This is a genomic window from Ruegeria sp. YTSC106 (assembly GCF_059609765.1).
The window spans coordinates 136,970-159,089 of the sequence record NZ_JBXWMI010000008.1; the positions used below are offsets into that span (position 1 = coordinate 136,970).

General features: G+C 59.2%; 19 protein-coding genes. 15 read left to right on the top strand and 4 right to left on the bottom strand.

From position 1 onward, the window contains the following. Positions 1-19 precede the first annotated feature (19 nt). A complete protein-coding gene (locus tag AC2FEB_RS13080) occupies positions 20-1,795 on the bottom strand; it encodes a sensor domain-containing diguanylate cyclase (RefSeq protein WP_496884096.1) in 1,776 nt (591 codons plus the stop codon). Between the two features lie 179 nt (positions 1,796-1,974). Here AC2FEB_RS13080 and AC2FEB_RS13085 point away from each other — a divergent pair, with 179 nt between their 5' ends. Then, positions 1,975-4,581: an ATP-dependent helicase gene (locus AC2FEB_RS13085; protein ID WP_496675634.1), complete on the top strand. Its 2,607-nt coding sequence runs from the start codon at positions 1,975-1,977 to the stop codon at positions 4,579-4,581. A gap of 4 nt (positions 4,582-4,585) precedes the next feature. On the opposite strand, the gene AC2FEB_RS13090 is transcribed toward AC2FEB_RS13085, so the two are convergent. Both AC2FEB_RS13090 and AC2FEB_RS13095 read right to left on the bottom strand, forming a co-directional pair. After that, positions 4,586-4,876: a DUF1330 domain-containing protein gene (locus AC2FEB_RS13090; RefSeq protein WP_117868320.1), complete on the bottom strand. Its 291-nt coding sequence runs from the start codon at positions 4,874-4,876 to the stop codon at positions 4,586-4,588. A gap of 372 nt (positions 4,877-5,248) precedes the next feature. Beyond that, the gene (locus tag AC2FEB_RS13095; protein WP_117872612.1) at positions 5,249-5,473 is read right to left on the bottom strand and encodes a DUF1127 domain-containing protein; all 225 of its coding nucleotides are present in this window, start codon (positions 5,471-5,473) and stop codon (positions 5,249-5,251) included. A gap of 961 nt (positions 5,474-6,434) precedes the next feature. Between AC2FEB_RS13095 and mraZ the strand changes: the two genes are divergently transcribed. From mraZ to AC2FEB_RS13145, 10 genes are all read left to right on the top strand, one after another. Continuing rightward, positions 6,435-6,938: a division/cell wall cluster transcriptional repressor MraZ gene (mraZ, locus tag AC2FEB_RS13100; protein ID WP_117868322.1), complete on the top strand. Its 504-nt coding sequence runs from the start codon at positions 6,435-6,437 to the stop codon at positions 6,936-6,938. A gap of 4 nt (positions 6,939-6,942) precedes the next feature. Further along, on the top strand, positions 6,943-7,935 hold the full coding sequence (rsmH, locus tag AC2FEB_RS13105) for a 16S rRNA (cytosine(1402)-N(4))-methyltransferase RsmH (RefSeq protein ID WP_117872615.1): 993 nt from the start codon (positions 6,943-6,945) through the stop codon (positions 7,933-7,935). Next, positions 7,932-8,300 carry a cell division protein FtsL gene (gene ftsL / locus AC2FEB_RS13110; protein ID WP_117868323.1) on the top strand — a complete coding sequence of 123 codons (369 nt, stop codon included), beginning with the start codon at positions 7,932-7,934 and terminating at the stop codon, positions 8,298-8,300. The genes rsmH and ftsL overlap by 4 nt, the downstream gene beginning before the upstream one ends. Beyond that, positions 8,297-10,084, top strand: a complete 1,788-nt coding sequence (locus tag AC2FEB_RS13115) for a peptidoglycan D,D-transpeptidase FtsI family protein (protein ID WP_117868324.1) — start codon at positions 8,297-8,299, stop codon at positions 10,082-10,084. The genes ftsL and AC2FEB_RS13115 overlap by 4 nt, the downstream gene beginning before the upstream one ends. A 22-nt stretch (positions 10,085-10,106) precedes the next feature. Next, positions 10,107-11,606, top strand: a complete 1,500-nt coding sequence (locus tag AC2FEB_RS13120; protein ID WP_117868325.1) for a UDP-N-acetylmuramoyl-L-alanyl-D-glutamate--2,6-diaminopimelate ligase — start codon at positions 10,107-10,109, stop codon at positions 11,604-11,606. Continuing rightward, positions 11,603-12,997, top strand: a complete 1,395-nt coding sequence (locus AC2FEB_RS13125; protein WP_496884097.1) for a UDP-N-acetylmuramoyl-tripeptide--D-alanyl-D-alanine ligase — start codon at positions 11,603-11,605, stop codon at positions 12,995-12,997. The genes AC2FEB_RS13120 and AC2FEB_RS13125 overlap by 4 nt, the downstream gene beginning before the upstream one ends. Positions 12,998-13,033: 36 nt before the next feature. Beyond that, positions 13,034-14,116 (top strand): phospho-N-acetylmuramoyl-pentapeptide-transferase, encoded by a 1,083-nt coding sequence (gene mraY / locus AC2FEB_RS13130; protein WP_117868327.1) that lies wholly within the window; start codon positions 13,034-13,036, stop codon positions 14,114-14,116. A gap of 1 nt (position 14,117) precedes the next feature. After that, positions 14,118-14,585, top strand: a complete 468-nt coding sequence (locus tag AC2FEB_RS13135) for a hypothetical protein (protein WP_496675642.1) — start codon at positions 14,118-14,120, stop codon at positions 14,583-14,585. Then, the gene (gene murD, locus AC2FEB_RS13140; RefSeq protein ID WP_496884098.1) at positions 14,582-15,982 is read left to right on the top strand and encodes a UDP-N-acetylmuramoyl-L-alanine--D-glutamate ligase; all 1,401 of its coding nucleotides are present in this window, start codon (positions 14,582-14,584) and stop codon (positions 15,980-15,982) included. The genes AC2FEB_RS13135 and murD overlap by 4 nt, the downstream gene beginning before the upstream one ends. Before the next feature lie 105 nt (positions 15,983-16,087). Continuing rightward, positions 16,088-16,462 (top strand): glycine zipper family protein, encoded by a 375-nt coding sequence (locus AC2FEB_RS13145; protein WP_254683773.1) that lies wholly within the window; start codon positions 16,088-16,090, stop codon positions 16,460-16,462. Here AC2FEB_RS13145 and AC2FEB_RS13150 read toward each other — a convergent pair. After that, complete coding sequence (locus AC2FEB_RS13150; protein ID WP_496884099.1) at positions 16,459-17,640, bottom strand: BaiN/RdsA family NAD(P)/FAD-dependent oxidoreductase; 1,182 nt, start codon at positions 17,638-17,640, stop codon at positions 16,459-16,461. The two genes, AC2FEB_RS13145 and AC2FEB_RS13150, sit on opposite strands and share 4 nt — an antisense overlap. Positions 17,641-17,831: 191 nt before the next feature. On the opposite strand from AC2FEB_RS13150, the gene AC2FEB_RS13155 reads away from it, so the two are divergent. The 4 genes from AC2FEB_RS13155 (at position 17,832) to murC (ending at position 22,063) form a co-directional block, all read left to right on the top strand. Continuing rightward, entirely contained in the window at positions 17,832-18,167 is a 336-nt protein-coding gene (locus tag AC2FEB_RS13155; RefSeq protein WP_117872617.1) for a cupin domain-containing protein, read from the top strand. Positions 18,168-18,396: 229 nt separating this feature from the next. Next, positions 18,397-19,560, top strand: a complete 1,164-nt coding sequence (ftsW, locus tag AC2FEB_RS13160) for a putative lipid II flippase FtsW (RefSeq protein WP_117868332.1) — start codon at positions 18,397-18,399, stop codon at positions 19,558-19,560. Then, positions 19,560-20,657: a UDP-N-acetylglucosamine--N-acetylmuramyl-(pentapeptide) pyrophosphoryl-undecaprenol N-acetylglucosamine transferase gene (locus tag AC2FEB_RS13165; protein ID WP_496675648.1), complete on the top strand. Its 1,098-nt coding sequence runs from the start codon at positions 19,560-19,562 to the stop codon at positions 20,655-20,657. The genes ftsW and AC2FEB_RS13165 overlap by 1 nt, the downstream gene beginning before the upstream one ends. Beyond that, positions 20,654-22,063, top strand: coding sequence for a UDP-N-acetylmuramate--L-alanine ligase (gene murC, locus AC2FEB_RS13170; protein ID WP_117868334.1), 1,410 nt, complete (start codon positions 20,654-20,656; stop codon positions 22,061-22,063). Before AC2FEB_RS13165 ends, murC begins: the two co-directional genes overlap by 4 nt. The last annotated feature ends 57 nt before the right edge of the window (positions 22,064-22,120 follow it).

Here is a 22,120-nt window from a genome sequence, read left to right on the forward strand (position 1 = left end):
AAGCGATTCGGCAAGTTTTTTAAGCTGCATCCTTAGATGGTTGCTGGCTTTCAGGTGACGTACGTTGGGCCTGGTTCTTGGTGCCACTTGAGACATGCACTTGGTTGCGGCCCTTGTCCTTGGCGACATAAAGCGCATCATCGGCCGCGCGCAGCAGGTCCTGCGGCATGGTGCCGTGGGCCGGGTAATGTGCGACCCCAAGCGATATCGTAATGCGCGGCAATGCCTTCTCACCATACCGTACGGATACAGCCTCGACCGCCTGGCGCAGCTGTTCGGCGCGGGTCATGGCATCTTCGGGGCTGTTGTCAGGCAGGATCAGCATAAACTCCTCACCACCGATGCGGCAGGCGACTTCGTCCCGGTCGCACCCTTGCTCCAAGGCGGCGCCGACTGCGCGCAATACCATGTCGCCAGCATCATGCCCGTGAGTATCGTTGAACTTCTTGAAGTGATCCACGTCCACTGCGATCAGGCTTAGTGCAGCGCCCGTCTGCTGGCTGCGGCTGATGGACTTGCGCAGCATCTCGGTCATATGGCGGCGATTGAACAGCCCGGTCAGCGGGTCTCGTACCGATTGGTCATGAAGTTGATCCCGCATCCGGACATTGGCGATCGCCATACTGATCTGTTCGGCGCACAATTGGGCCAACTTGCGGCTCTTGTTGAAGCAGTCTTCGCGCCCCTCAAGTGCCCGCAGATGCAAGAGGCCAACGGTTTCGCCATGGGCCAGAATGGGAAAGCAGAAATAGGGCCGACCGTCATGCGGTTCGGCGTGTTCGCAGACAAAATCAATCTCGGATGCGCCGAACTCATAGGTCCGGCCGCGCCGCAAGCCCCAGCATCCTTCGGGATGAATGTGAGATTTATGAGTTCCACCGTTCCAGCTTGCGCAGCCATCCAGCACGTCGCGTGAGTTGGAGTAGACATACACACTGCCTTCGGCCTCTGGCAGGATATGGGTCATGAAGCGAGACACCATGTCGAACAGTTCATCCAGCGACCGGCTTGATTGCAGCCATTCGTTCAATTCACCCAGCAGGCGGACCTCGCGGGCAAGGCGCATCTGTTCGTCCATCAGTTCCCGCTCTTTTATGGCCCGTTTGCGTAGATCGCGAACCTGTCGACGATTGGTGCGATGAACAATCAGGATAACTGTCGTCAGCGCCAGCAGGGCTATCCCGCTGAGCAGCGCCAGGGACAGGCGAACGCGGGTGATGAACAGGTTCCGCAGGTCCGTAATGTCAGAATAGAACTCGATGGCGCCCAGGAACGTCGCATCCTTGATGATCGGCGTGTAGACCTCGGCCACATGGCGGCTGCTCAGTTCCGTATCCCGGGAATCGCCGACAACAAAGGAATCAACTTCGGCAATCGGCTTCTCTTCGTGTTTGTAATAAAGACCCCCGGCGGCAACGATCGACTGGAAATAGGGTTTCGTATTCACGAACCCGACGTCGCTTGCACGGGTCGACCAGAACACTTGCCCCGAAGCATCAAACAGCTTGAAGCGGTAAATGTCCGTGGTTTCGGGCAGTAGCTCCAAAAACTCCTGGTCATGCTCGGTCAATGCGTGAAAACGGAATGTCTGGCCAAGATCGTTCAGATGGCTTTCGATCTGGCGGCTCATCCGCATCGCGTTTTTTCGCAGGTCTGCTTCCAGCATGCGATCAACCACTGGCGCCGGGGCGGCATAGATCCCCCAGCCCGCTGCTGTTGTCAGCGCGAGCAACATCAGGGCCACGCCCATCATTTTAAGCCTCGAGGACTGACCTGTCAGTTCCGCCTGTTTCATATGTCCGCTCCCACAACACTCTGACAAGCATCTCAGTCAGGATTTGACAGAGAGTTAACAGGGGCGCAGGGCGGTGGCGTCTTTGTTTAGAATTGAATGTAAAAAGAAGTGTGAAAAGTCTGCGAACAAGCCGTGAACAAACCCTTTCCCTTCGCGCTTTTCCAGCGTAGTTTGGGGCCATGAGCAGTTTTGACGAAATGGGCGCCTTCGAGGGCGCATCGCTGTCGGCGCGGGCAATGGCTGCGCGCCCTTCGCCCTATCTGGATGAGCTGAACCCGGCACAGCGCGATGCGGTCGAGCGGCTGGACGGTCCGGTTCTGATGCTGGCCGGGGCTGGCACCGGCAAGACCAAGGCGCTGACGGCCCGGATCGCACATCTTCTCAACACTGCGCGCGCGCGTCCGAATGAGATTCTGTCGGTCACATTCACCAACAAGGCCGCGCGCGAGATGAAAGAACGGGTTGGCCGCCTGCTGGGACAGCCCGCCGAGGGGATGCCATGGCTGGGTACGTTTCATTCGATCTGCGTCAAACTGCTGCGCCGCCATGCGGAACTGGTCGATCTTAAATCGAACTTCACCATTCTGGATAAGGACGACCAGATTCGCCTGCTCAAGCAATTGGTGCAGGCCGCCAATATCGACGACAAGCGCTGGCCCGCGCGGATGCTGGCCGGCATCATCGACGACTGGAAGAACCGCGCTCTGACACCTGACAAGGTGCCCACTGCCGATGCCGGGGCCTACAATAACAAGGGCGTCGAGCTTTACGCTCAATACCAGACCCGCTTGCGCGAACTGAATGCGGTGGATTTCGGCGATCTGCTTCTGCACATGGTTACGATCTTCCAGACCCATCAGGATGTTCTGGAGCAATACCAACGCTGGTTCCGTTATATCCTCGTGGATGAGTATCAGGACACCAACGTCGCCCAATATCTGTGGCTGCGCCTGCTGGCCGGGGGGCACAAGAACATCTGTTGCGTCGGCGATGACGATCAGTCGATCTATGGCTGGCGCGGGGCCGAGGTGGGCAACATCCTGCGCTTCGAAAAGGACTTTCCCGGCGCGTATGTAGTGCGACTGGAACAGAACTATCGCTCGACCCCGCATATTCTGGCGGCTGCGTCGAACGTCATTCGGGGCAATGAAAGCCGCTTGGGCAAGGAGCTTTGGACAGCTGCTGAAAACGGTGAAAAGGTCTGCCTTATCGGTCATTGGGACGGTGAGGAAGAGGCCCGCTGGATTGGAGAGCAGATCGAAGACCTTGTTAATGGAAATTCTCCCATCGCTAAACGCAGGCAAAACTCTCGATCCGATCAGATGATGAGTGAAGTAGAGCGTCTCGACGAACTGGGTGCCCTAAAGGGGCTCAATAGTAGAGAGCAAGTACTGGAAAAGCTGAAGAAGCACGAAAGTTTTTTGGCGGAAGCAGGCAGGGAAAGTCTCATTTGGGAATTAACAATGAGGCAACAAGAAGGGCGTTCTTTGGAAGCGGCCTTCCCAAGATTTTATCTCGATGAAATCGCCATCCTTGTCCGCGCCAGCCACCAGATGCGCGCCTTCGAAGACAGGTTTCTGACCATTGGTTTGCCCTACAAGGTGATCGGAGGCCCGCGATTCTACGAGCGGATGGAGATCCGCGATGCCATGGCCTATTTCCGGCTGGTGGTCAGCCCCGAGGATGATCTGGCCTTCGAGCGGATCGTGAACACCCCCAAGCGCGGCCTTGGCGACAAGGCGCAGCAAACCATCCAGATGACCGCGCGCGAAAATGGGGTGTCACTGGTCGACGGGGCTCGGATTGCCGTCGATAACGGGTTGATCAAGGGCAAGGGCGGCAAGGCGCTGCGCGAACTGATCGACGGTCTGGCGCGTTGGAATGCGATGACGCGTGGACCACGGATTGAAGTGGACGACGAGTCCGTGATCGATGACGGTTCACCCATGCGGTTCGGTGCGCCCGAACACACGCATATCGAGCTGGCGCAGATCATCCTCGACGAATCCGGTTATACGGCCCATTGGCAGAACGACAAGACGCCCGAAGCGCCGGGGCGCCTTGAAAACCTAAAGGAACTGGTCAATCAGCTGGACAATTTCGAGAACCTGCAAGGGTTTCTGGAGCATGTCAGTCTGGTGATGGACAACGAGCAGGACAGCGACGGGGCCAAGGTCTCGATCATGACCCTTCACGCGGCCAAGGGGCTGGAGTTTCCCGCCGTTTTCCTGCCGGGATGGGAGGACGGGTTGTTCCCCTCGCAACGGTCAATGGACGAATCCGGCCTCAAGGGGCTCGAGGAGGAACGTCGCCTGGCCTATGTTGGCATCACCCGTGCCGAGGAGGTGTGCACGATTTCTTTTGCCGCCAACCGGCGGGTGTTCGGGCAGTGGCAGAACTCCATGCCATCCCGGTTCATCGACGAATTGCCGGAAGATCACGTTGAGGTGCTGACTCCTCCGGGTCTTTATGGTGGCGGTCAGCACACTGCGGGCATTGAAACGCGTGCGGTCGAAGCCAATGTCTACAACTCGCCGGGCTGGAGGCGGTTGCAGGCGCGGCAGGGGCAGCATGGCATGTCGCAACCCAAAGAAAGCCGGAACACGGTCATCGACGCCACCGCAGTGGCCAGTTTCACACTGGGCGAACGGGTGTTCCACCAGAAATTCGGCTATGGTGCGGTGATCGGGATCGAGGGTGACAAGGTCGAGGTCGACTTCGACAAGGCCGGCACCAAGAAAGTGGTCTCGCGTTTTCTGAGCAACAAGGATGACGTCCCGTTCTGAGGCGTCATATCCCTTCGACCAGAATCAGATTGGTTGCGGCGGTGGCCTGCCGGATCTTCGCCAGTTCGATGTACTCCGGGTCGTCTTTCCAGGCTTTCGCCGCCGCAAGGTCCGGAAACTCCATCAATACAATCCCGCCGTCGGGCCAAACGCCTTCGATCCGTTCGACCGGTTTGGATGAGATTGTCAGCAAGCGGCCTCTGTGGTGGTCGAAAATCGGCATGAAGCCAGCCAGATAATCCTGATGCCCGTCCGGGTCGTGGATGTCGATCTGCGTGATGAAATAGGCTGCCATAACGTCCTCCGGATCAGAAATCAGGACGCTGTTTTACACCCCTGCTCGAAAAATAAAAAAACGGCGGTTCCCAGGGAGGAGGAGGGGAACCGCCGTCTTGTCAACATCAGAGCAGGGAGGAGGAGAGCCCCGATGTATTCGAGCCCGGGTTTGAGCCCGGTATGAGGAAGACGCGGCGACGTCAGGGAGGAGGAAGACGTCGCCGCGCGCTTTCAACATCGAGGCAGGGAGGAGGAGAGCCCCGATGTATCAGGATCCGGCGGGTTGGGGCCGGTATAGGGTGCGGCAACGTCAGGGAGGAGGAAAGACGTTGCCGCTGATTACAGACCCTAAGGGAGGAGTAAGGGCCTGATCTCAGTATTCGTGGCGCGCTTATTGCGCGATGTGATCGTTGGCGGCCTGCATGGCCACCCGGCGGATCATGGACCGATGCAGGCCCAGATCGGCCAGTTCACGATCCGACAGCCCTGCCAGTTCATTGACGGTCTGGCGATACATACGATAGCGGGCAAAGCGCGTCTTAGCGTTCTCCACCAGGGCTGCGATTCCGAACGCCGGTGCGCTCTTGGGTGCTGTATGTGTGCTTGCGACTGCCATGCTCATCATCCGTGTCTATTTGCTTTGCCGATAACGTTCGGCCCTTGCTTGAGATTGAAAATAGGCAAATGCTGCAATTGCACAATAGGTCACGTCGTCAATGCTGCTATGCAGCAAGCGCATAGATTGGTTCAGTTTTTTGCTTCGACTGGAAATGCGCCTTGAAAAATTGGGCATTACCCTGGGTCACTGGTGATGGCGCAAACATGGCCTTCTGGCGGCTTGCCCTCTAATTGAGCGGTGTTGGCTGGAATTTGGGCGAATAAACAACTCGGGTAGCTCCCGTGAGAGAAGCGGCAAGGCGAAGCGTGGCGCTTCACCAGCCCCTGAAGCTCAGTTTGCCGGTTTCAGGTTGCGGCGCGTGCAGCCGGAGATCCGCGGGAATTCATGGGCAGGTGTGGTTTCCGAGGGCACATGTCGCCGAAAACGCTCACGAACTTCGAACGATTCTGTGAGGCCGCAGCACAAAGACACGCAGTATTTCCACCCTTCAAGGCGGATTCCAAATTATTTCGGGAAATCATGGGAAAAAATTTCACGCCTCAAATTATCTATATATAGAGGTCAGGTTGTCGTATTCTTCCACAAATGGTGTCATTACGTTCCGATTTCAGAGTGATACTGTGTCTTGATCGTGTTTCATGGGGTGCGGTTCGCAAAATTCCTGTTGATTTCCATGAATTCCCATGGCATCCCTTATGCATCCGATGAGGACGAGGCAGCAGGGGCACCAAACGACCCCGACCAAAAATAATCAGGTTTCATACAGGCATCTCGCTTTCATCAATCAAGAGATCCGGCGCGCGGGCGAGCAGACATCCCCCCAGGTGGCGCGTGCAGCTGGACATCCCGCGAAGCGGGTCAATGCGGCGGGTTGATCAGTGGCAGCAGATCAACCCGCCGTTTTTCATCCGGGGGAACGTGAATTTCAAGTGGGGCGCAAGCGAAAGGGACAGTCGTCTTGGCGCGCAGGTTTAGAGGTGAAAGCCACCATAAGGTGGACACGAAGGGCAGGGTCTCGATCCCGGCCTCGTTTCGCCGTGTGCTTGAAGCGTCCGATCCCAACTGGCAGCCCGGAGACAATCCAGAGCTTGTGATCGTCTACGGCGATCATCGCCGCAAATTCCTTGAATGCTATACCATGCAGGCCATTGACGAGGTTGATGCCAAGATTGATGCCTTGCCGCGCGGGTCAATGCAGCGCCGAATGTTGCAGCGCATGTTCCATGGTCAGTCCTTTCCGACAAATGTGGATGAAACCGGGCGTCTGGTGTTGCCTGCCAAGCTGCGCAACAAGATCGGCCTTGAAGGTGAGGCGTTCTTTATCGCCGCCGGTGATACATTTCAGATCTGGAAGCCCGAGACCTACGAAGTCGAGGAGCTGGCCAAAACCGAAGAATGGATTAACGATCTGCCAGAGGACTTCGATCCTATGCAGTTCCTTGATGGCACCGAGGATGCGTAACGGCATGGCCGGCGCTGAGATCTCCTCCGACAAACCTCACGTTCCCGTTCTGTTGCGCCCCCTGCTGGCCGCGGTCGCACCTGTGTCCGGCGTCTGGCTGGACGGCACCTTCGGCGCAGGCGGGTACACCCGCGGATTGCTGGAGGCCGGGGCAGACAAGGTCATCGGTGTTGATCGTGATCCGCTGGCTTTTGATATGGCGTCAGAATGGGCGGGCGCCTATGGCGACCGGCTGGTGATGCAGCCCGGTGTGTTTTCTCGTTTGGACGAATATGCGCAGGATCTGGATGGCATTGTGCTGGACCTTGGCGTTTCCTCAATGCAATTGGATCAGGCCGACCGTGGATTTTCCTTCATGAAGGATGGCCCCTTGGACATGCGCATGAGCCAGGAGGGCGAAAGTGCCGCCGATCTGGTCAGCACCGCAACCGAGGCGCAGCTGGCCGACATTCTGTTCCATTATGGTGAAGAACGCGCCAGCCGCAGGATTGCCAAGGCGATTGTCAAAGCGCGCGCGGATGAACCGATCACCACGACCCTGCGTCTGGCCGAGATCATCGAATCCTGCCTGCCACGTCCGAAACCGGGGCAATCCCACCCGGCCACGCGCAGCTTTCAAGGGCTGCGGATCGCCGTGAATGCAGAATATGAAGAACTGTTTCAGGGGTTGATGGCCGCTGAGCGCGCATTGAAGCCTGGCGGGCAACTGGCTGTTGTCACATTCCATTCCATCGAAGACCGGATGGTGAAACGGTTCTTTCAGTCCCGCGCAGGCAAGACGGGGCGTGCGAACCGCTATGCGCCGGAAATTGAACAGGAACAGCCCCAATTCACGTTGAAAACCCGCAAGGCGGTGGGTCCTGACGAACAGGAATTGCGGGAAAACCCGCGTGCACGGTCAGCCAAACTGCGCGTGGCAATACGAACAGAGGCTCCGGCGGGGGAAATCGAATCGCGGGCCATCGGGATGCCGCAACTGGGGGGAAGGGCAAGATGAAGAGTGTTTTGTATGTGTTGACTGCTCTGTCCGTATTCGGCCTTGCCTTGTGGGCCTATCAGGAAAACTACCGAACCCAACAAGTGGTAAAGGAAACGCAGTCTTTGCAGCGCGAGATCGGAATGGCACAGGTGCGGCTGGCCGTTCTGGACGCGGAATGGGCCTATCTGAACCGCCCGGACAGGCTGCGCGAACTGGCCGACCTGAACTTTGAGCGCCTTGGCCTGCTGCCGTTGCGGGCCGAACAGTTCGGACGTGCGGATCAGATCGCCTATGCCGAAGACCCGGACCTGCCTGTGGTTGATCCGATTGAATTGCAGGCCATCACCGATATTCAGGCTTTGGGCGAGGTGCAGATTCCATGACACGCACCCCTCTGCGCCCCCTGGCCCGAATCCTTGATGCCCGCGCCCGGGGCGAAAACCCCAAGGCAATCGAACGTGAGAACATCCGCAAGCGTCACGAAGAGATGAAAGATCGCGCCCGCGCCCGCGCCGAAGGGCGTTTGCTGGTGCTTGGTCTATTCTTCTTCTGCGCTTTTTCAGTCGTTGGTGTCCGCATGGGCATGTTGGCAACCTCAGAAGCACAAGAGCCTCTGGCCAGCGCGCCGGGGGCGGCGATTGCCATGCAGCGCGCCAACATCGTCGATCGCGAAGGGCGCATACTGGCCACCAATCTGGACACTTATTCCGTCTACGCGCAGCCCCCTCTGATGATCGACCCCGGGGCGGCCGCGGACCAGCTGGTCGCGATCTTTCCTGATCTGGACAAAGAGCGGCTGATCAAGGACTTCACCAGCAATCGCAAATTCCTGTGGATCAAGAAACGCATTTCGCCCGAGCAGAAGCAGGCCGTGCATGACATCGGCGATCCGGGCATCCTGTTCGGCCCGCGAGAAATGCGGCTTTACCCCAACGGGCGGCTGGCCGCTCATATTCTGGGCGGGTCCGGTTTTGGGCGTGAAGGCGTCAGCGCCGCCGAAGTGATCGGCGTGGCCGGTGTGGAAAAGCAGTTCGACGACTATCTGCGCGATCCGGCCAATGGCAACAAGCCTCTGCAACTGTCGCTGGACCTGACCATTCAGGCCGCAGTTGAACAGGTTCTCTTTGGCGGCATGAAGATCATGAATGCCAAGGGGGCCTCGGCCGTTCTGATGAACGCGCATACGGGCGAGGTCATTTCAGCTGCTTCGCTACCTTCTTTTGATCCGAATGACCGGCCGCGCCCGCCGACCTCGGGCTTTGACCCCTCGGACAGCCCGCTGTTCAACCGTTATGTGCAAGGCGTGTACGAACTGGGGTCTGTTTTCAAGATTTTCACCGCCGCGCAGGCCGTTGAACTTGGATTGGTGAATTCGAACACCATCATCGATACGTCCGGGCCGATGAAGATCGGCCGCTTTCCCATCGGCGAATTCAACGGCAAGAACTACGGCAAGATCAGCGTGGCGGATGTGATCGTCCACAGCTCGAACCGTGGCACGGGGCGTTTGGCTTTGCAAATCGGGGCCAAACGGCAGCAGGAATTTCTGGACGCGCTTGGCATGTTCGATCCGACCCCTTTCGAGATTGTCGAGGCCAAGGGCGGCGTGCCGCTGAAGCCGAAGAAATGGGGCGAGCTCAGCACCGTGACAATTTCCTATGGCCATGGCCTTTCGACCAGTCCGATGCATCTGGCCGCCGGATATGCGGCGATTGCTAATGGCGGGCATTACGTAAGTCCGACCATCCTGCGCCAGAACGGCTCGCAATACGGGCCTCGTGTCATGTCACAGGACACCGCGCGTCAGGCGCAGAAAATGCTGCGCAAGGTGGTAACGGACGGCACCGCCAGTTTCGCCGAGGTCAAGGGCTATGACGTGGCGGGCAAAACCGGTACGGCCGACAAGCCCAAACCGCGCGGCGGGTATTACGACGACAAGGTCATTGCCACCTTTGCGACGATCTTCCCGGCCTACGACCCGCAATACGTTCTGATCGTCACGTTGGACGAGCCTTCGATCGTGGCCTACGGTGAAAAGCGTCGCACGGCCGGTTGGACTGCGGTGCCTGTTGCCGCCGAACTCATCGGTCGCGTCGCACCGTTGTTGGGGCTACGTCCCCGGCTTGAGCCTGAGGCGGGCGCTGCTATAACGCTGACCTCAAACTAGGCTGTCCGGCAAGAGGTGGGTCATGGGCACAAGGACGAAGAAACTCAGCCAGCTGGCCCTGACCGCAAGAGAGGGCGCGAACCCATATATCACTGGTCTGGCCGTTGACAGCCGCGAGGTGAAAGACGGTTTTCTGTTTGCCGCGCTGTCCGGTTCCCGCGTTCATGGCGGAGAGTTCATCCAGTTTGCCCTGCGCATGGGGGCCGCTGCGATCCTGACCGATGCCAGAGGGGCAGAGATCGCCGAGGCCGAGCTGGCAGCCTCAGACGCAGCGCTGGTCGTGGTGGAAGACCCGCGTCAGGCGCTGGCCGGTGCCGCGGCGCTGTGGTTCGGGGCGCAGCCGCAAACCATCGTGGCCGTCACGGGGACGAACGGCAAAACGTCTGTTTCCACCTTTGTCCAGCAGATCTGGACCGAGCTTGGCCATGCCGCCATCAACCTCGGCACCACCGGGGTCGAGGGCGCCTGGACAGCGCCGCTGGCCCATACCACGCCCGAACCGATCACCTTGCACCGCTGTCTGGCCGAGGCGGCTGAGAACGGCGTGACCCATGCCGCAATGGAGGCGTCGTCCCACGGCCTTGAACAGCGCCGTCTTGATGGCGTTCACCTGACCGCCGCCGGTTTCTCGAACTTCACGCAGGATCATCTGGATTACCACGAAACCTTCGAGGCTTATTTCAACGCAAAGGCCGGTCTGTTCGACCGGGTTTTGCCGCAGGATGGAACAGCTGTCGTCAACCTGAGCGACCCTAAAGGGGCTCAGATCAGGCGGATTGCCGAGGCGCGTGGTCAGTCGGTGCTCACGGTCGGGCTGGGCGATGCCGATCTGTGCCTGATCAACCAACGGTTCGACGCGACGGGGCAAGACCTGCGCTTTGCGTGGCAGGGTCGTGCGTTCCAGACCCGCCTGAATCTGATCGGAGGATTTCAGGCCGAAAACATTCTGCTGGCCTGTGGGCTGGTCATCGCAGCCGGGGACGGCCCCGAACGCGTTTTTGAAACTCTGCCCCACCTGACAACGGTTCGCGGGCGGATGCAACTAGCCGCCACGCGTGACAATGGCGCGACGGTGTTCGTGGACTATGCCCACACGCCTGACGCTGTCGCCACAGCACTCAAGGCGCTGCGCCCGCATGTGATGGGCCGTCTGATTGCCATTGTTGGCGCGGGCGGGGATCGCGACGCCACCAAGCGCCCGTTGATGGGCAAGGCGGCAGCCAACCACGCAGATGTGGTCTTTGTCACTGACGACAACCCGCGCAGCGAAGATCCGGCTGTGATCCGTGCGGCCGTGATGGCAGGCGCTTCAGAGGCCGCCGGCGAAGTCAGCGTGACCGAAGTCGGCGACCGTGCCGAGGCCATATTGCGTGGAATTGATGCGCTGCAACCGGGCGACGCTCTGCTGATTGCCGGAAAGGGCCATGAATCCGGACAGATCGTGGGGGATCAGGTTCTGCCCTTCGACGATGTGGAACAGGCCAGCATTTCCGTGGCAGCACTGGACGGAAGGGTCGCATGACGCTCTGGACAGCATCCGATGCGGTTGAAGCGACCGGTGGGAAGGCCACGACCGACTGGGCGGCAAATGGTGTTTCCATCGACACCCGCACCCTTCAGCCCGGCGATCTGTTCGTGGCGCTGAAAGCGACGCGGGACGGGCATGATTTCGTAGCTCAGGCGTTGGAAAAAGGGGCAGGCGCCGCGCTGGTTTCCCGTGTTCCGGACGATGTACCCGTAGGTGCCCCCCTGCTGATCGTCCAAGACGTGCAGGCAGGTCTTGAAGCGTTGGGGCAGGCGGCACGGGCACGAACTGGTGCGCGCGTGGTGGGCGTGACGGGCAGTGTGGGTAAAACGTCGACCAAGGAAATGCTGGCGACAATCCTGGAAACGCAAGGGAAAACCCACGCCAGCGTCGCCAGTTACAACAACCACTGGGGCGTGCCACTGACCCTTGCGCGGATGCCGCACGACACCGAGTTTGCGGTGATCGAGATCGGCATGAATCATCCGGGTGAAATTGCCCCTCTCGCCAAACAGGCCCGCCCGCATGTGGCGCTGGTTACGACCGTGGCGGCGGTGCATCTGGAAGCCTTCGAGTCGGTGGCCGACATTGCGCATGAAAAAGCGGCGATCTTCGAAGGGCTTGAACCCGGCGGGGCTGCAATCGTCAACGCAGATATCGACCACGCGGACATCTTGCGCCAAACAGCGGTAGAGCAGGGGGCAGGGGTTGTCGATTTTGGCCGGAACGCAGCGGACTACCGGCTAACCGATGCTCGGGCAGAAGCCGACGCAGTGAATGCCGAAGCAAAGGTTAGTGATCAGGTGATCCGGTTTGAGGTGAACTCTGCCGGTACGCATTTCGCCATGAACGCTCTTGGCGCACTGGCGGCCTGCGTCGAATTGGGAGTCGATCTGGATCAGGCCATCGCAGGCCTGAATGCGTGGTCGCCCGTCAAGGGGCGCGGGGTACGCGAAAGCTTGCCATTGTCAGGAGGTGGGCGGATCGAACTTTTGGATGACAGCTATAACGCAAACCCGACCTCGATGGAGGCTGCTCTGGATGTATTGGCCGCCTCTGGCGGTATCCGCCGCATTGCGTTTCTGGGTGACATGAAGGAACTGGGCGCCCAGGAAGAGGCCATGCATGCCGCCATGGCAGATATCAAGGCGATGGAGCAGGTGGACCAGGTCCATTGCATAGGGCCGTTGATGCAGGCGATGTACCACGCGCTGCCAGAAAAGAAACGTGGACTCTGGTTCGCAACAAGCGCCGAAATGGCCGAACATCTGCCTGGGTTGATCCGGGATGGCGACACGGTGCTCGCCAAGGGTTCACTCAGCATGGCATTGGCCGTGATTGTTGACGGTCTGCGCAAAATGGGGCAAGGGGGCGCGCTTGATGGGTGAACATGCCCGCGCGCCTCGTGTGAGAAAGGTATTGTCATGCTGTACTGGTTGACCGCTCTGTCGGACGGAGGGGATTTCTGGAACCTCTTCCGGTATATCACCTTCCGCGCAGGCGGTGCCTTCATGACCGCGCTGATCTTTGGGTTCATCTTCGGAAAACCCCTGATCAACGTGCTGCGCAAGAAACAGGGCAAGGGCCAGCCAATCCGTGACGACGGCCCCGAAGGGCATTTTTCCAAGGCAGGCACACCGACGATGGGCGGGTTGCTGATTGTCGGCGCTCTGGTCACGTCAACCCTTGTCTGGGCGCGGTTGGACAACCCTTATGTCTGGATGGTTCTTTTTGTGACCTTGTCATATGCGGCAATCGGTTTCGCGGATGACTACGCCAAGGTTTCAAAACAGAACACCCAAGGGGTTTCGGGCCGGATGCGTCTGGCTTTGGGCGTGATCATCGCCGTGCTGGCTTCGCTTTGGGCCACGTTGCACCATCCCGAAGCCTTGCAGAACCAGCTTGCGGTTCCAGTGCTCAAGGATACGCTGCTCAATCTGGGAATTTTTTACATCCCGTTTTCGATTGTCGTGATCGTGGGGGCTGCCAACGCGGTGAACCTGACCGATGGTCTGGACGGGCTGGCCATCATGCCGGCGATGATTGCGGCCTCGACTCTGGGCGTGATCGCCTATGCGGTGGGTCGGGTCGACTTTACCGAATATCTCGATGTGCATTACGTCCCGGGCACCGGTGAGATCTTCATCTTCACCTCTGCACTATTCGGCGCGGGGCTTGGGTTCCTGTGGTACAACGCCCCCCCGGCGGCTGTGTTCATGGGCGACACCGGGTCGCTGGCCCTGGGCGGCGCATTGGGCGCCATTGCCGTGGCCACCAAGCACGAGCTGGTTCTGGCCGTGGTCGGTGGTCTGTTCGTGGTCGAAGCGCTGAGCGTGATCATTCAAGTCCTCTACTTCAAACGCACTGGCAAACGGGTCTTCCTGATGGCCCCGATCCATCACCACTACGAGAAAAAAGGCTGGGCCGAGCCGACCATCGTCATCCGCTTCTGGATCATCTCGCTGATCCTGGCGATGATCGGTCTGGCGACGCTGAAGGTGCGGTGAAGTGATCAATTTTCTTGAATACCTACGACCACACATTGAATGGGCTGCCAATTCAATTCAATCACTTGTTGCCGCATTGGTTCTGGCGTGGGGTGTTTGGTACGTGGCTGAGTTGTTTGCAACGGAGAGTAACGCGAAGAGGTGGTTAGCCTTTTTCTCGGCAATAGCGGTGATTTTACCGTTCATTTTTTGTTTGTTGTGCAATGCACTCCTGATTTCGCTTCGAGGGCTGAAATATATTTCACAGGATCAAGGCTTCAAAGCTGTTGAGAAGTTGGGTTGGGGTCTGCAGTTGCGGATAATAGCCATAGCCTTAGGAATCGCATTGATCTTGTTGCCCTTTACGGTTGTAACACTCTTTGACGGATACAGGGCCGCGTTGTCGATTTCTTGGGGTATCCTGATTGTCTACACGATCGTTGCTGCTCTGTTAGTATTGTTGTGGAGCAAAAAAGGAACGAAGGTTTGATCCCGGTCAAAGGCTTTTCAGGACAGAAAGTGGCCGTTTTGGGGCTGGGGCGGTCCGGTCTGGCAACCGCGCGCGCGTTGCGTGCGGGCGGGGCGGAACCGGTGTGCTGGGATGACAACCCGGCCACCCGTGAAACCGCCGAAGAAGAAGGCTTCACCTGCACCGACCTGCGCAAGCATGGAGCGTTTGACGACATCGCCTCGCTGATCGTTTCACCGGGCATTCCGCATCTCTATCCCGAACCGAACCCTGTGGTGGCCGCAGCCCTGGAAGCCGGTGTGCCCGTCGACAATGATATCGGTCTGTTCTTCCGCTCTTTCGCAGGGCCGGAATGGCATAACTATGACACCCCGCCTCGGGTGATTGCGGTGACGGGCTCGAACGGCAAATCGACGACTGCCGCTTTGATCCATCATATCCTGACCGAGGCCGGTCGCGAGGGGCAGTTGGCGGGCAACATAGGTCGCGGTGTTCTGGATATCGATCCGGGCGGTGATGGTTCGGTCGTGGTGCTGGAGCTTTCTAGCTATCAGACCGAGCTGGCCCGCGCTCTGACCCCCGATGTGGCGGTATTCACCAATCTGTCGCCCGATCATCTGGACCGACATGGTGGTATGGGTGGCTATTTCGCGGCCAAGCGGCGTCTCTTTGCCGAAGGCGGCCCCGACCGCGTGATCATCAGTGTCGACGAAACCGAAGGCGCGTTTCTGGCGGGGCAACTGGCCGAAGGCCCTGCGGATGACCGGGTGATCCGTGTCTCGGTCGCGCGGAAACTGACCGGGCCGGGCTGGCAGGTTTTTGCGCGCAAAGGGTTCCTGTCGGAATACCGCAAGGGGCGGCAGGCGGGGTCTATCGACCTCCGCGCGATCAAGGGTTTGCCTGGTGCGCATAATCACCAGAATGCTTGCGCGGCCTACGCGGCCTGCCGGTCGCTGGGCCTTGCTCCCCGCGTGATCGAAGACGCGCTGCATTCCTATCCGGGTCTGCCGCATCGCAGCCAGATCATCGCCGAGGCGGATGGGGTCACCTATGTCAACGACTCCAAGGCGACCAATGTCGACAGCGCCCTGAAAGCGCTTATGGCGTTCAAAAAGATCCGATGGATTTGCGGCGGTCTTGAGAAAGAGGGCGGCATATCAGCCCTGAACACGGCGACGGGCGAGGTCATCAAGGCGTATGTGATCGGACGCGAAGCGGCTGGTTTTGCGATGCAGCTCGAGACGGATACGCAGGTCTGTACGACGATGTCTGAAGCCGTTGAGCAGGCCATGGCGGATGCCCGACCTGGCGAGACAGTCCTACTGGCACCGGCTGCTGCCAGTTTCGACCAGTATGACAACTTCGAACAGCGCGGAGAGGATTTTGCAACGCAGGTCAGGCTCAGGCTGACAGAATAGCCATTTGCAATAGACCGCCGGCTGGGCCAAGCTTGGATGCTATCAGCTTGACGCGGCACCACTATTGGTTTTGCTTGCCTACAGACTCAACACGAGGTTATGACTATGCCATTTCGTAGACTTTCTCTGATCCTGCCTGCCATTCTTGTTGCGGGGGCCTGCACCAATACGGGTGCCAACTATCAGCCTATCGTGGACGGCCCGGTCGGTCCGAACTACAACGTGGACCTGCAGCAATGCCAACAACTGGCGGCATCGCAGGGCAGCGTTGATGGCTCTACCGCAGGGAACGCAGCAATTGGCGCAGTGGGTGCCGCGGCCGTTACTGGGATCGTTCAGGACAGCAGCGACAATCTTGGTCGCGCGGCTGTGGCAGGTGCCCTGGTTGGCGCTGGCGCAGATGTCATCAATAAAAACCAGAACAAAGAAGTCGTGGTGCGCAACTGCATGCGTGGGCGCGGGTATAACGTCGTAGGCTAATGCCCGGCGGCAATTGCAATACCTGCGGCATGGCCTGATGACCATGCCCACTGGAAATTGTAGCCGCCCAACCACCCGGTGACATCCACCGTTTCACCAATCGCATAGAGGCCGGGGACATCCCTGGCCTCCATCGTTTTCGAGGACAAGTCATCCGTGTTGATCCCGCCCAAGGTGACTTCGGCGGTGCGATACCCTTCGGTTCCCGACGGCACCAGTTGCCATGCAGACAAGGCCGAGGTCAGCTCGGCCAGTTTCGCGTCTGACTGATCCGCCAGCTTCCCGGACATCGGAATGATCCGGCACAGGTAGTCGACCAGCCGGGCCGGCAGATGCCGCGCCAATTCAGTGGTCAGCGCCTTGCGGCCTGCGCTTTGCCGCTGTGCGCGCAACAGATCAAGCAGGGGCAGATCGGGGATCAGGTTCACCTGGATGGCCTCACCTTCGCGCCAGTATGACGACAATTGCAAAACTGACGGTCCGCTGAGGCCGCGATGGGTGAACAGCAGCGCCTCGTCAAAGCTGGTTCGATCATTCGACAGTCGCACGGGCAGGGAAACGCCGGACAGGTCCCTGAACCGCCCATCCGAGAAGGTAAATGGCACCAATGCAGCGCGTGTTTCGGTCATACGCAGACCGAATTGCCCGGCAATGTCATAGGCCAGCCCGGTCGCGCCCATCTTGGGGATCGATTTTCCGCCCGTTGCCAGCACCAGATTGGTGCAGGTCAGGTGCTGCCGCTGTCCTTCACGTTCAACCTCCAGTGCAAAGCCGCTTTCGGTCTTGCGCAGATCACGCAGAGAGGTTTGAACCCACAGCTCTGCTCCTGCACCGCTCAATTCATCCAGCAACATCCGGATGATCTGTTTCGAAGAGCCATCGCAGAATAGCTGGCCCAGGGTTTTTTCATGCCAGGCGATGTTGTGACGTCCGACCAGATCGATTAATTCCCACTGCGTGTATTTTGCAAGGGCGGATTTGCAGAAATGCGGGTTCTGCGACAGAAAATTGCCCGGCCCCGCATAGATGTTGGTGAAATTGCAGCGCCCACCGCCCGAGATGCGGATTTTCTCGCCGGGTGCCTTGGCGTGATCAATAACCAGCACGCGCCCACCGCAATGGGCCGCACACATCATGCCGGCAGCCCCGGCTCCAAGGATGATCGTGTCGTAGGTCATGTGCTGCGCATGGCGTGGATTAATCGGGATGGCAAGGCCTCATGCCGAAGTAGTGCATGAGACGCACTACCCGCGCATTCCCAGATTTGAGGTCGACCGACATGGCGATTGCCAGATGTTCAGCGCGCTGTCATGCTGCGGCTTTAACGCAAACAGGCTTTGACAAAACAAGCTGGCAAAAGGAATTTCCAATGCAGTTTCCCGAATTTATTTCGTCATTTCCAAAACTGGATGTGCCTTTTCCTGAAGACGTGGTGCAAACGGCCGTCATTCGATCAGATGCAGGGCTGGTCGCTTTCTTCACTTTCCTCAAGGACATGGAGCTTCCCCTGCATTCGCATGGTGCCCAATGGGGGACAGTAGTCGAGGGGGAAATTGAACTCACTATCGGTGGCCAGACCCGCACGTACCGCCCCGGCGACAGCTACTCGATCCCAAGCGGTGTGGAGCACGGAGGGATCATCAAGGCGGGGTCTCGTGTCATCGATGTGTTTGAAGAGCCCGACCGATATCCGATCAAAGGTTAGCGCAATGAGCAACGCCTTGTAGGTTTAATCACACGCCGCTCCACCAAGTGGCGCGGCTAACACTGCAATTTCCTAGGTCAGCCAGATGCAGAAGGGGGACACCTTGGGCATGGCAGGTTGATTTCTGCCTTATTGCTTCATTCTGCTAGCCCAAAAACAAAAATCCCTGTAATGTCACAAGCAGACCCCGAAAACGGGGCGTTGACGAGGCAGAGAGTGGCGGTATCTCATGACTGAGATGGTGTATGGCGCGGTCCAGGACCAGCGCGGCGAACCGATTCTACCGAAATGGTGGCGTACAATCGATCGCTGGACGATGTCCTGCGTTCTGATCCTGTTTGCCATCGGTCTGTTGCTGGGGCTGGCTTCTTCGCCACCGCTGGCCGGGCGAAACGGGTTCGATCCGTTCCATTATGTCGAACGTCAGGCCATCTTCGGCGGATTGGCGCTGATTGCGATGCTGCTGACCTCGATGATGTCGCCGACGCTGGTGCGGCGGCTGGCAGTGCTGGGCTTCCTGGGGGCATTCGTGGCGCTGGTTTTCCTACCCGTGTTCGGAACTGATTTTGGCAAGGGCGCGGTGCGCTGGTACTCGCTGGGGTTTGCCTCGCTTCAGCCGTCCGAGTTTCTTAAACCCGGCTTCATCGTCGTCGCTGCATGGCTGCTGGCTGCCTCACAAGAGATAAACGGCCCGCCGGGGCGGATCTGGTCGTTTGCCCTTTGCATGGCGATAGTCGGCATGCTGGTGATGCAGCCTGATTTCGGCCAGGCCTGCCTGATCCTGTTCGGCTGGGGGGTGATGTACTTTGTCGCCGGGGCGCCGATGCTGCTGCTGGTCGGAATGGCCGGGTTTGTTGTCCTGGGTGGTATGTTTGCCTATTCTAATTCTGAACATTTTGCCCGTCGTATCGATGGCTTCCTGAATCAAGAGGTCGATCCGACCACGCAGTTGGGCTATGCCACCAACGCCATTCGTGAAGGTGGTTTGTTCGGTGTCGGGGTGGGTGAGGGGCAGGTGAAATGGTCTCTGCCGGACGCGCATACCGATTTCATCATTGCCGTCGCGGCCGAGGAATACGGCCTGATCCTGGTACTCATCATCATCGCGCTTTATTCGTTGATCGTGGTACGCTCGCTGCTGCGCCTGATGCGGGAACGCGACATGTTCATCCGTCTGGCGGGCACCGGTCTGGCGTGCATGTTCGGCGTGCAGGCGATGATCAACATGGGTGTTGCGGTACGTCTGCTGCCCGCGAAGGGTATGACGCTGCCTTTTGTCAGCTATGGCGGCTCATCGCTGATTGCAGGCGGTATTGCGGTCGGCATGCTGCTGGCCTTTACCCGAAACCGCCCACAGGGCGAACTTGGCGATATTCTACGCGGACGAGGATAATGGGGACTCCATACCTGTTGATTGCGGCTGGTGGGACCGGGGGGCACATGTTCCCCGCTCAGGCGCTGGCCGAGGCGATGCTGAACAAGGGCTGGCGAGTGCGCCTGTCTACCGACCCGCGCGGCGCCCGCTATACCGGAGGTTTCCCGCATTCGACCGAGATTGTCGAGGCGTCCTCATCCACTTTCGCGCGTGGCGGCCTGGTGGCCAAGGCTATGGCCGGTCCCAAGATCGCGGGCGGCGTCGCCAGCACGATGTTCCAGATGATGCGGGACAAGCCCGATGTTGTTGTGGGCTTCGGCGGGTATCCTTCGATCCCGGCGCTGAGCGCAGCGACCATGCTTAAAATCCCCCGCATGATCCACGAACAGAACGGAGTGTTGGGGCGTGTGAACCAGTTGTTCGCCACCCGCGTCGCGCAGGTGGCCTGCGGTGTCTGGCCCACGGACCTGCCCGAAGGCGCACATGGCATCCACACTGGCAACCCGGTCCGGGCTGCCGTTCTGGACCGCGCCGCAGCCGGTTACATTCCGCCCGGTGATTACCCGATGTCGGTCCTTGTCATGGGCGGGTCGCAAGGCGCCCGCATCCTCAGCGATGTTGTGCCCGGAGCCATCGCCGAACTGCCCGAAGACATCCGCAATCACATCCGCGTCTCGCATCAGGCGCGGGACGAGGACGGCGAGCGCGTCACAGCCTTCTACAACGACCACGGCATTCGCGCCGATGTGCAGCCCTTCTTCGATGATGTCCCCCGTCGCATGTCGGATGCCCAGCTGGTGATCTCACGTTCGGGCGCGTCCAGCGTTGCCGATATCTCGGTCATCGGGCGCCCGTCGATCCTGATCCCCTTTGCCGCAGCCGCCGGAGATCATCAGACGGCCAACGCACGTGGGTTGGTACAGGCGGGCGGGGCCATCATGATCCCGGAAAAGGCACTTGACGTTCCTGCGTTGACACAGCAAATCACCACGGTTCTCACGAACCCTGAAGCCGCACAGAAAATGGCCAACGCCGCCTTGTCTGTCGGGGCACCCGACGCCACCGAGCGTCTGGCTGCCCTCGTCGAGCAATTGGCGCAGAAGGAGACCACATGAACCCAGCAACCAAACTTCCGCAGGACGTGGGGCCGATTCACTTTGTGGGGATCGGCGGGATCGGGATGTCAGGTATCGCCGAGGTGCTGCTCAATCTGGGTTACCGGGTGCAGGGCTCGGACCTCAAGGCATCGAAAATCACCGACCGGCTGGCAAGTCTGGGGGCCGAGATCTTTGTCGGTCAACGTGCTGAGAACCTTGAAAATGCTGCGGTTGTAGTTGTTTCGACCGCGATCAAACCGGGCAATCCGGAACTGGACGAAGCCCGGGCGCAGGGCCTGCCTGTTGTCCGCAGGGCTGACATGTTGGCCGAACTGATGCGCTTGCGCTCGAATATTGCCATCGCGGGGACTCATGGCAAGACGACCACGACCACCATGATGGCAGAACTGATGGTGGCGGGGGATTTCGACCCGACTGTGATCAATGGCGGCATCATCCATGCCTATGGCTCGAATGCCCGTATGGGACAGGGCGAATGGATGGTCGTCGAAGCGGATGAATCCGACGGCTCGTTCAACCGCCTGCCCGCGACCATCGCCATCGTCACCAATATCGACCCCGAGCATATGGAGCATTGGGGCGATTTCGACAAATTGCGCGACGGCTTCCATGAATTCGTATCGAACCTGCCTTTCTATGGCCTGGCCGTCTGTTGCACGGATCACGCCGAGGTTCAGACGCTTGTCGGGCGTATCACCGACCGTCGAGTGCGCACTTATGGCTTCAACGCGCAGGCCGACGTGCGGGCCGAGAACCTGACCTACAAAGTCGGCGTTGCGCATTTTGATATCCATCTGCAATACGAAGACAAGGTGATCGAAGGCTGCACCCTGCCGATGCCCGGAGACCATAATGTCTCGAACGCGCTGTCCGCCGTGGCCGTTGCCCGCCATCTGGGCATGAAAGCCTCGGAAATCCGCGAAGCGCTGGCCAATTTTGGTGGCGTCAACCGCCGCTTCACCAAGGTCGGAGAAGTCGACGGCGTCACCATCATCGACGACTACGGCCACCACCCGGTCGAAATTGCGGCTGTTCTGAAAGCCGCGCGTCAGGCGACCGAAGGCCGCGTGATCGCTGTGCACCAACCGCATCGCTATTCGCGCCTGTCCAACCTGTTCGACGATTTCTGCACCTGTTTCAACGACGCCGATGTCGTGGCCATTGCCGACATTTTTGCCGCCGGCGAAGACCCGATCGAAGGCGCATCGCGTGATGATCTGGTACAGGGCCTGATCCGTCACGGTCACCGTCACGCCCGCGCGCTGCTGGACGAAAACGATCTTGAACGACTTGTGCTGGAACAGGCCCGTCCTGGCGATATGGTGGTCTGTCTCGGGGCCGGCACGATCAGCGCCTGGGCCAATGCTCTGCCCGAGAGATTGCAACGAAAACAAGCTGTTTGACGTCCCTTCTGTTTGGCGCACAACCTGAAAGTGTGGTAACCTGCCCGCAACTGTCGC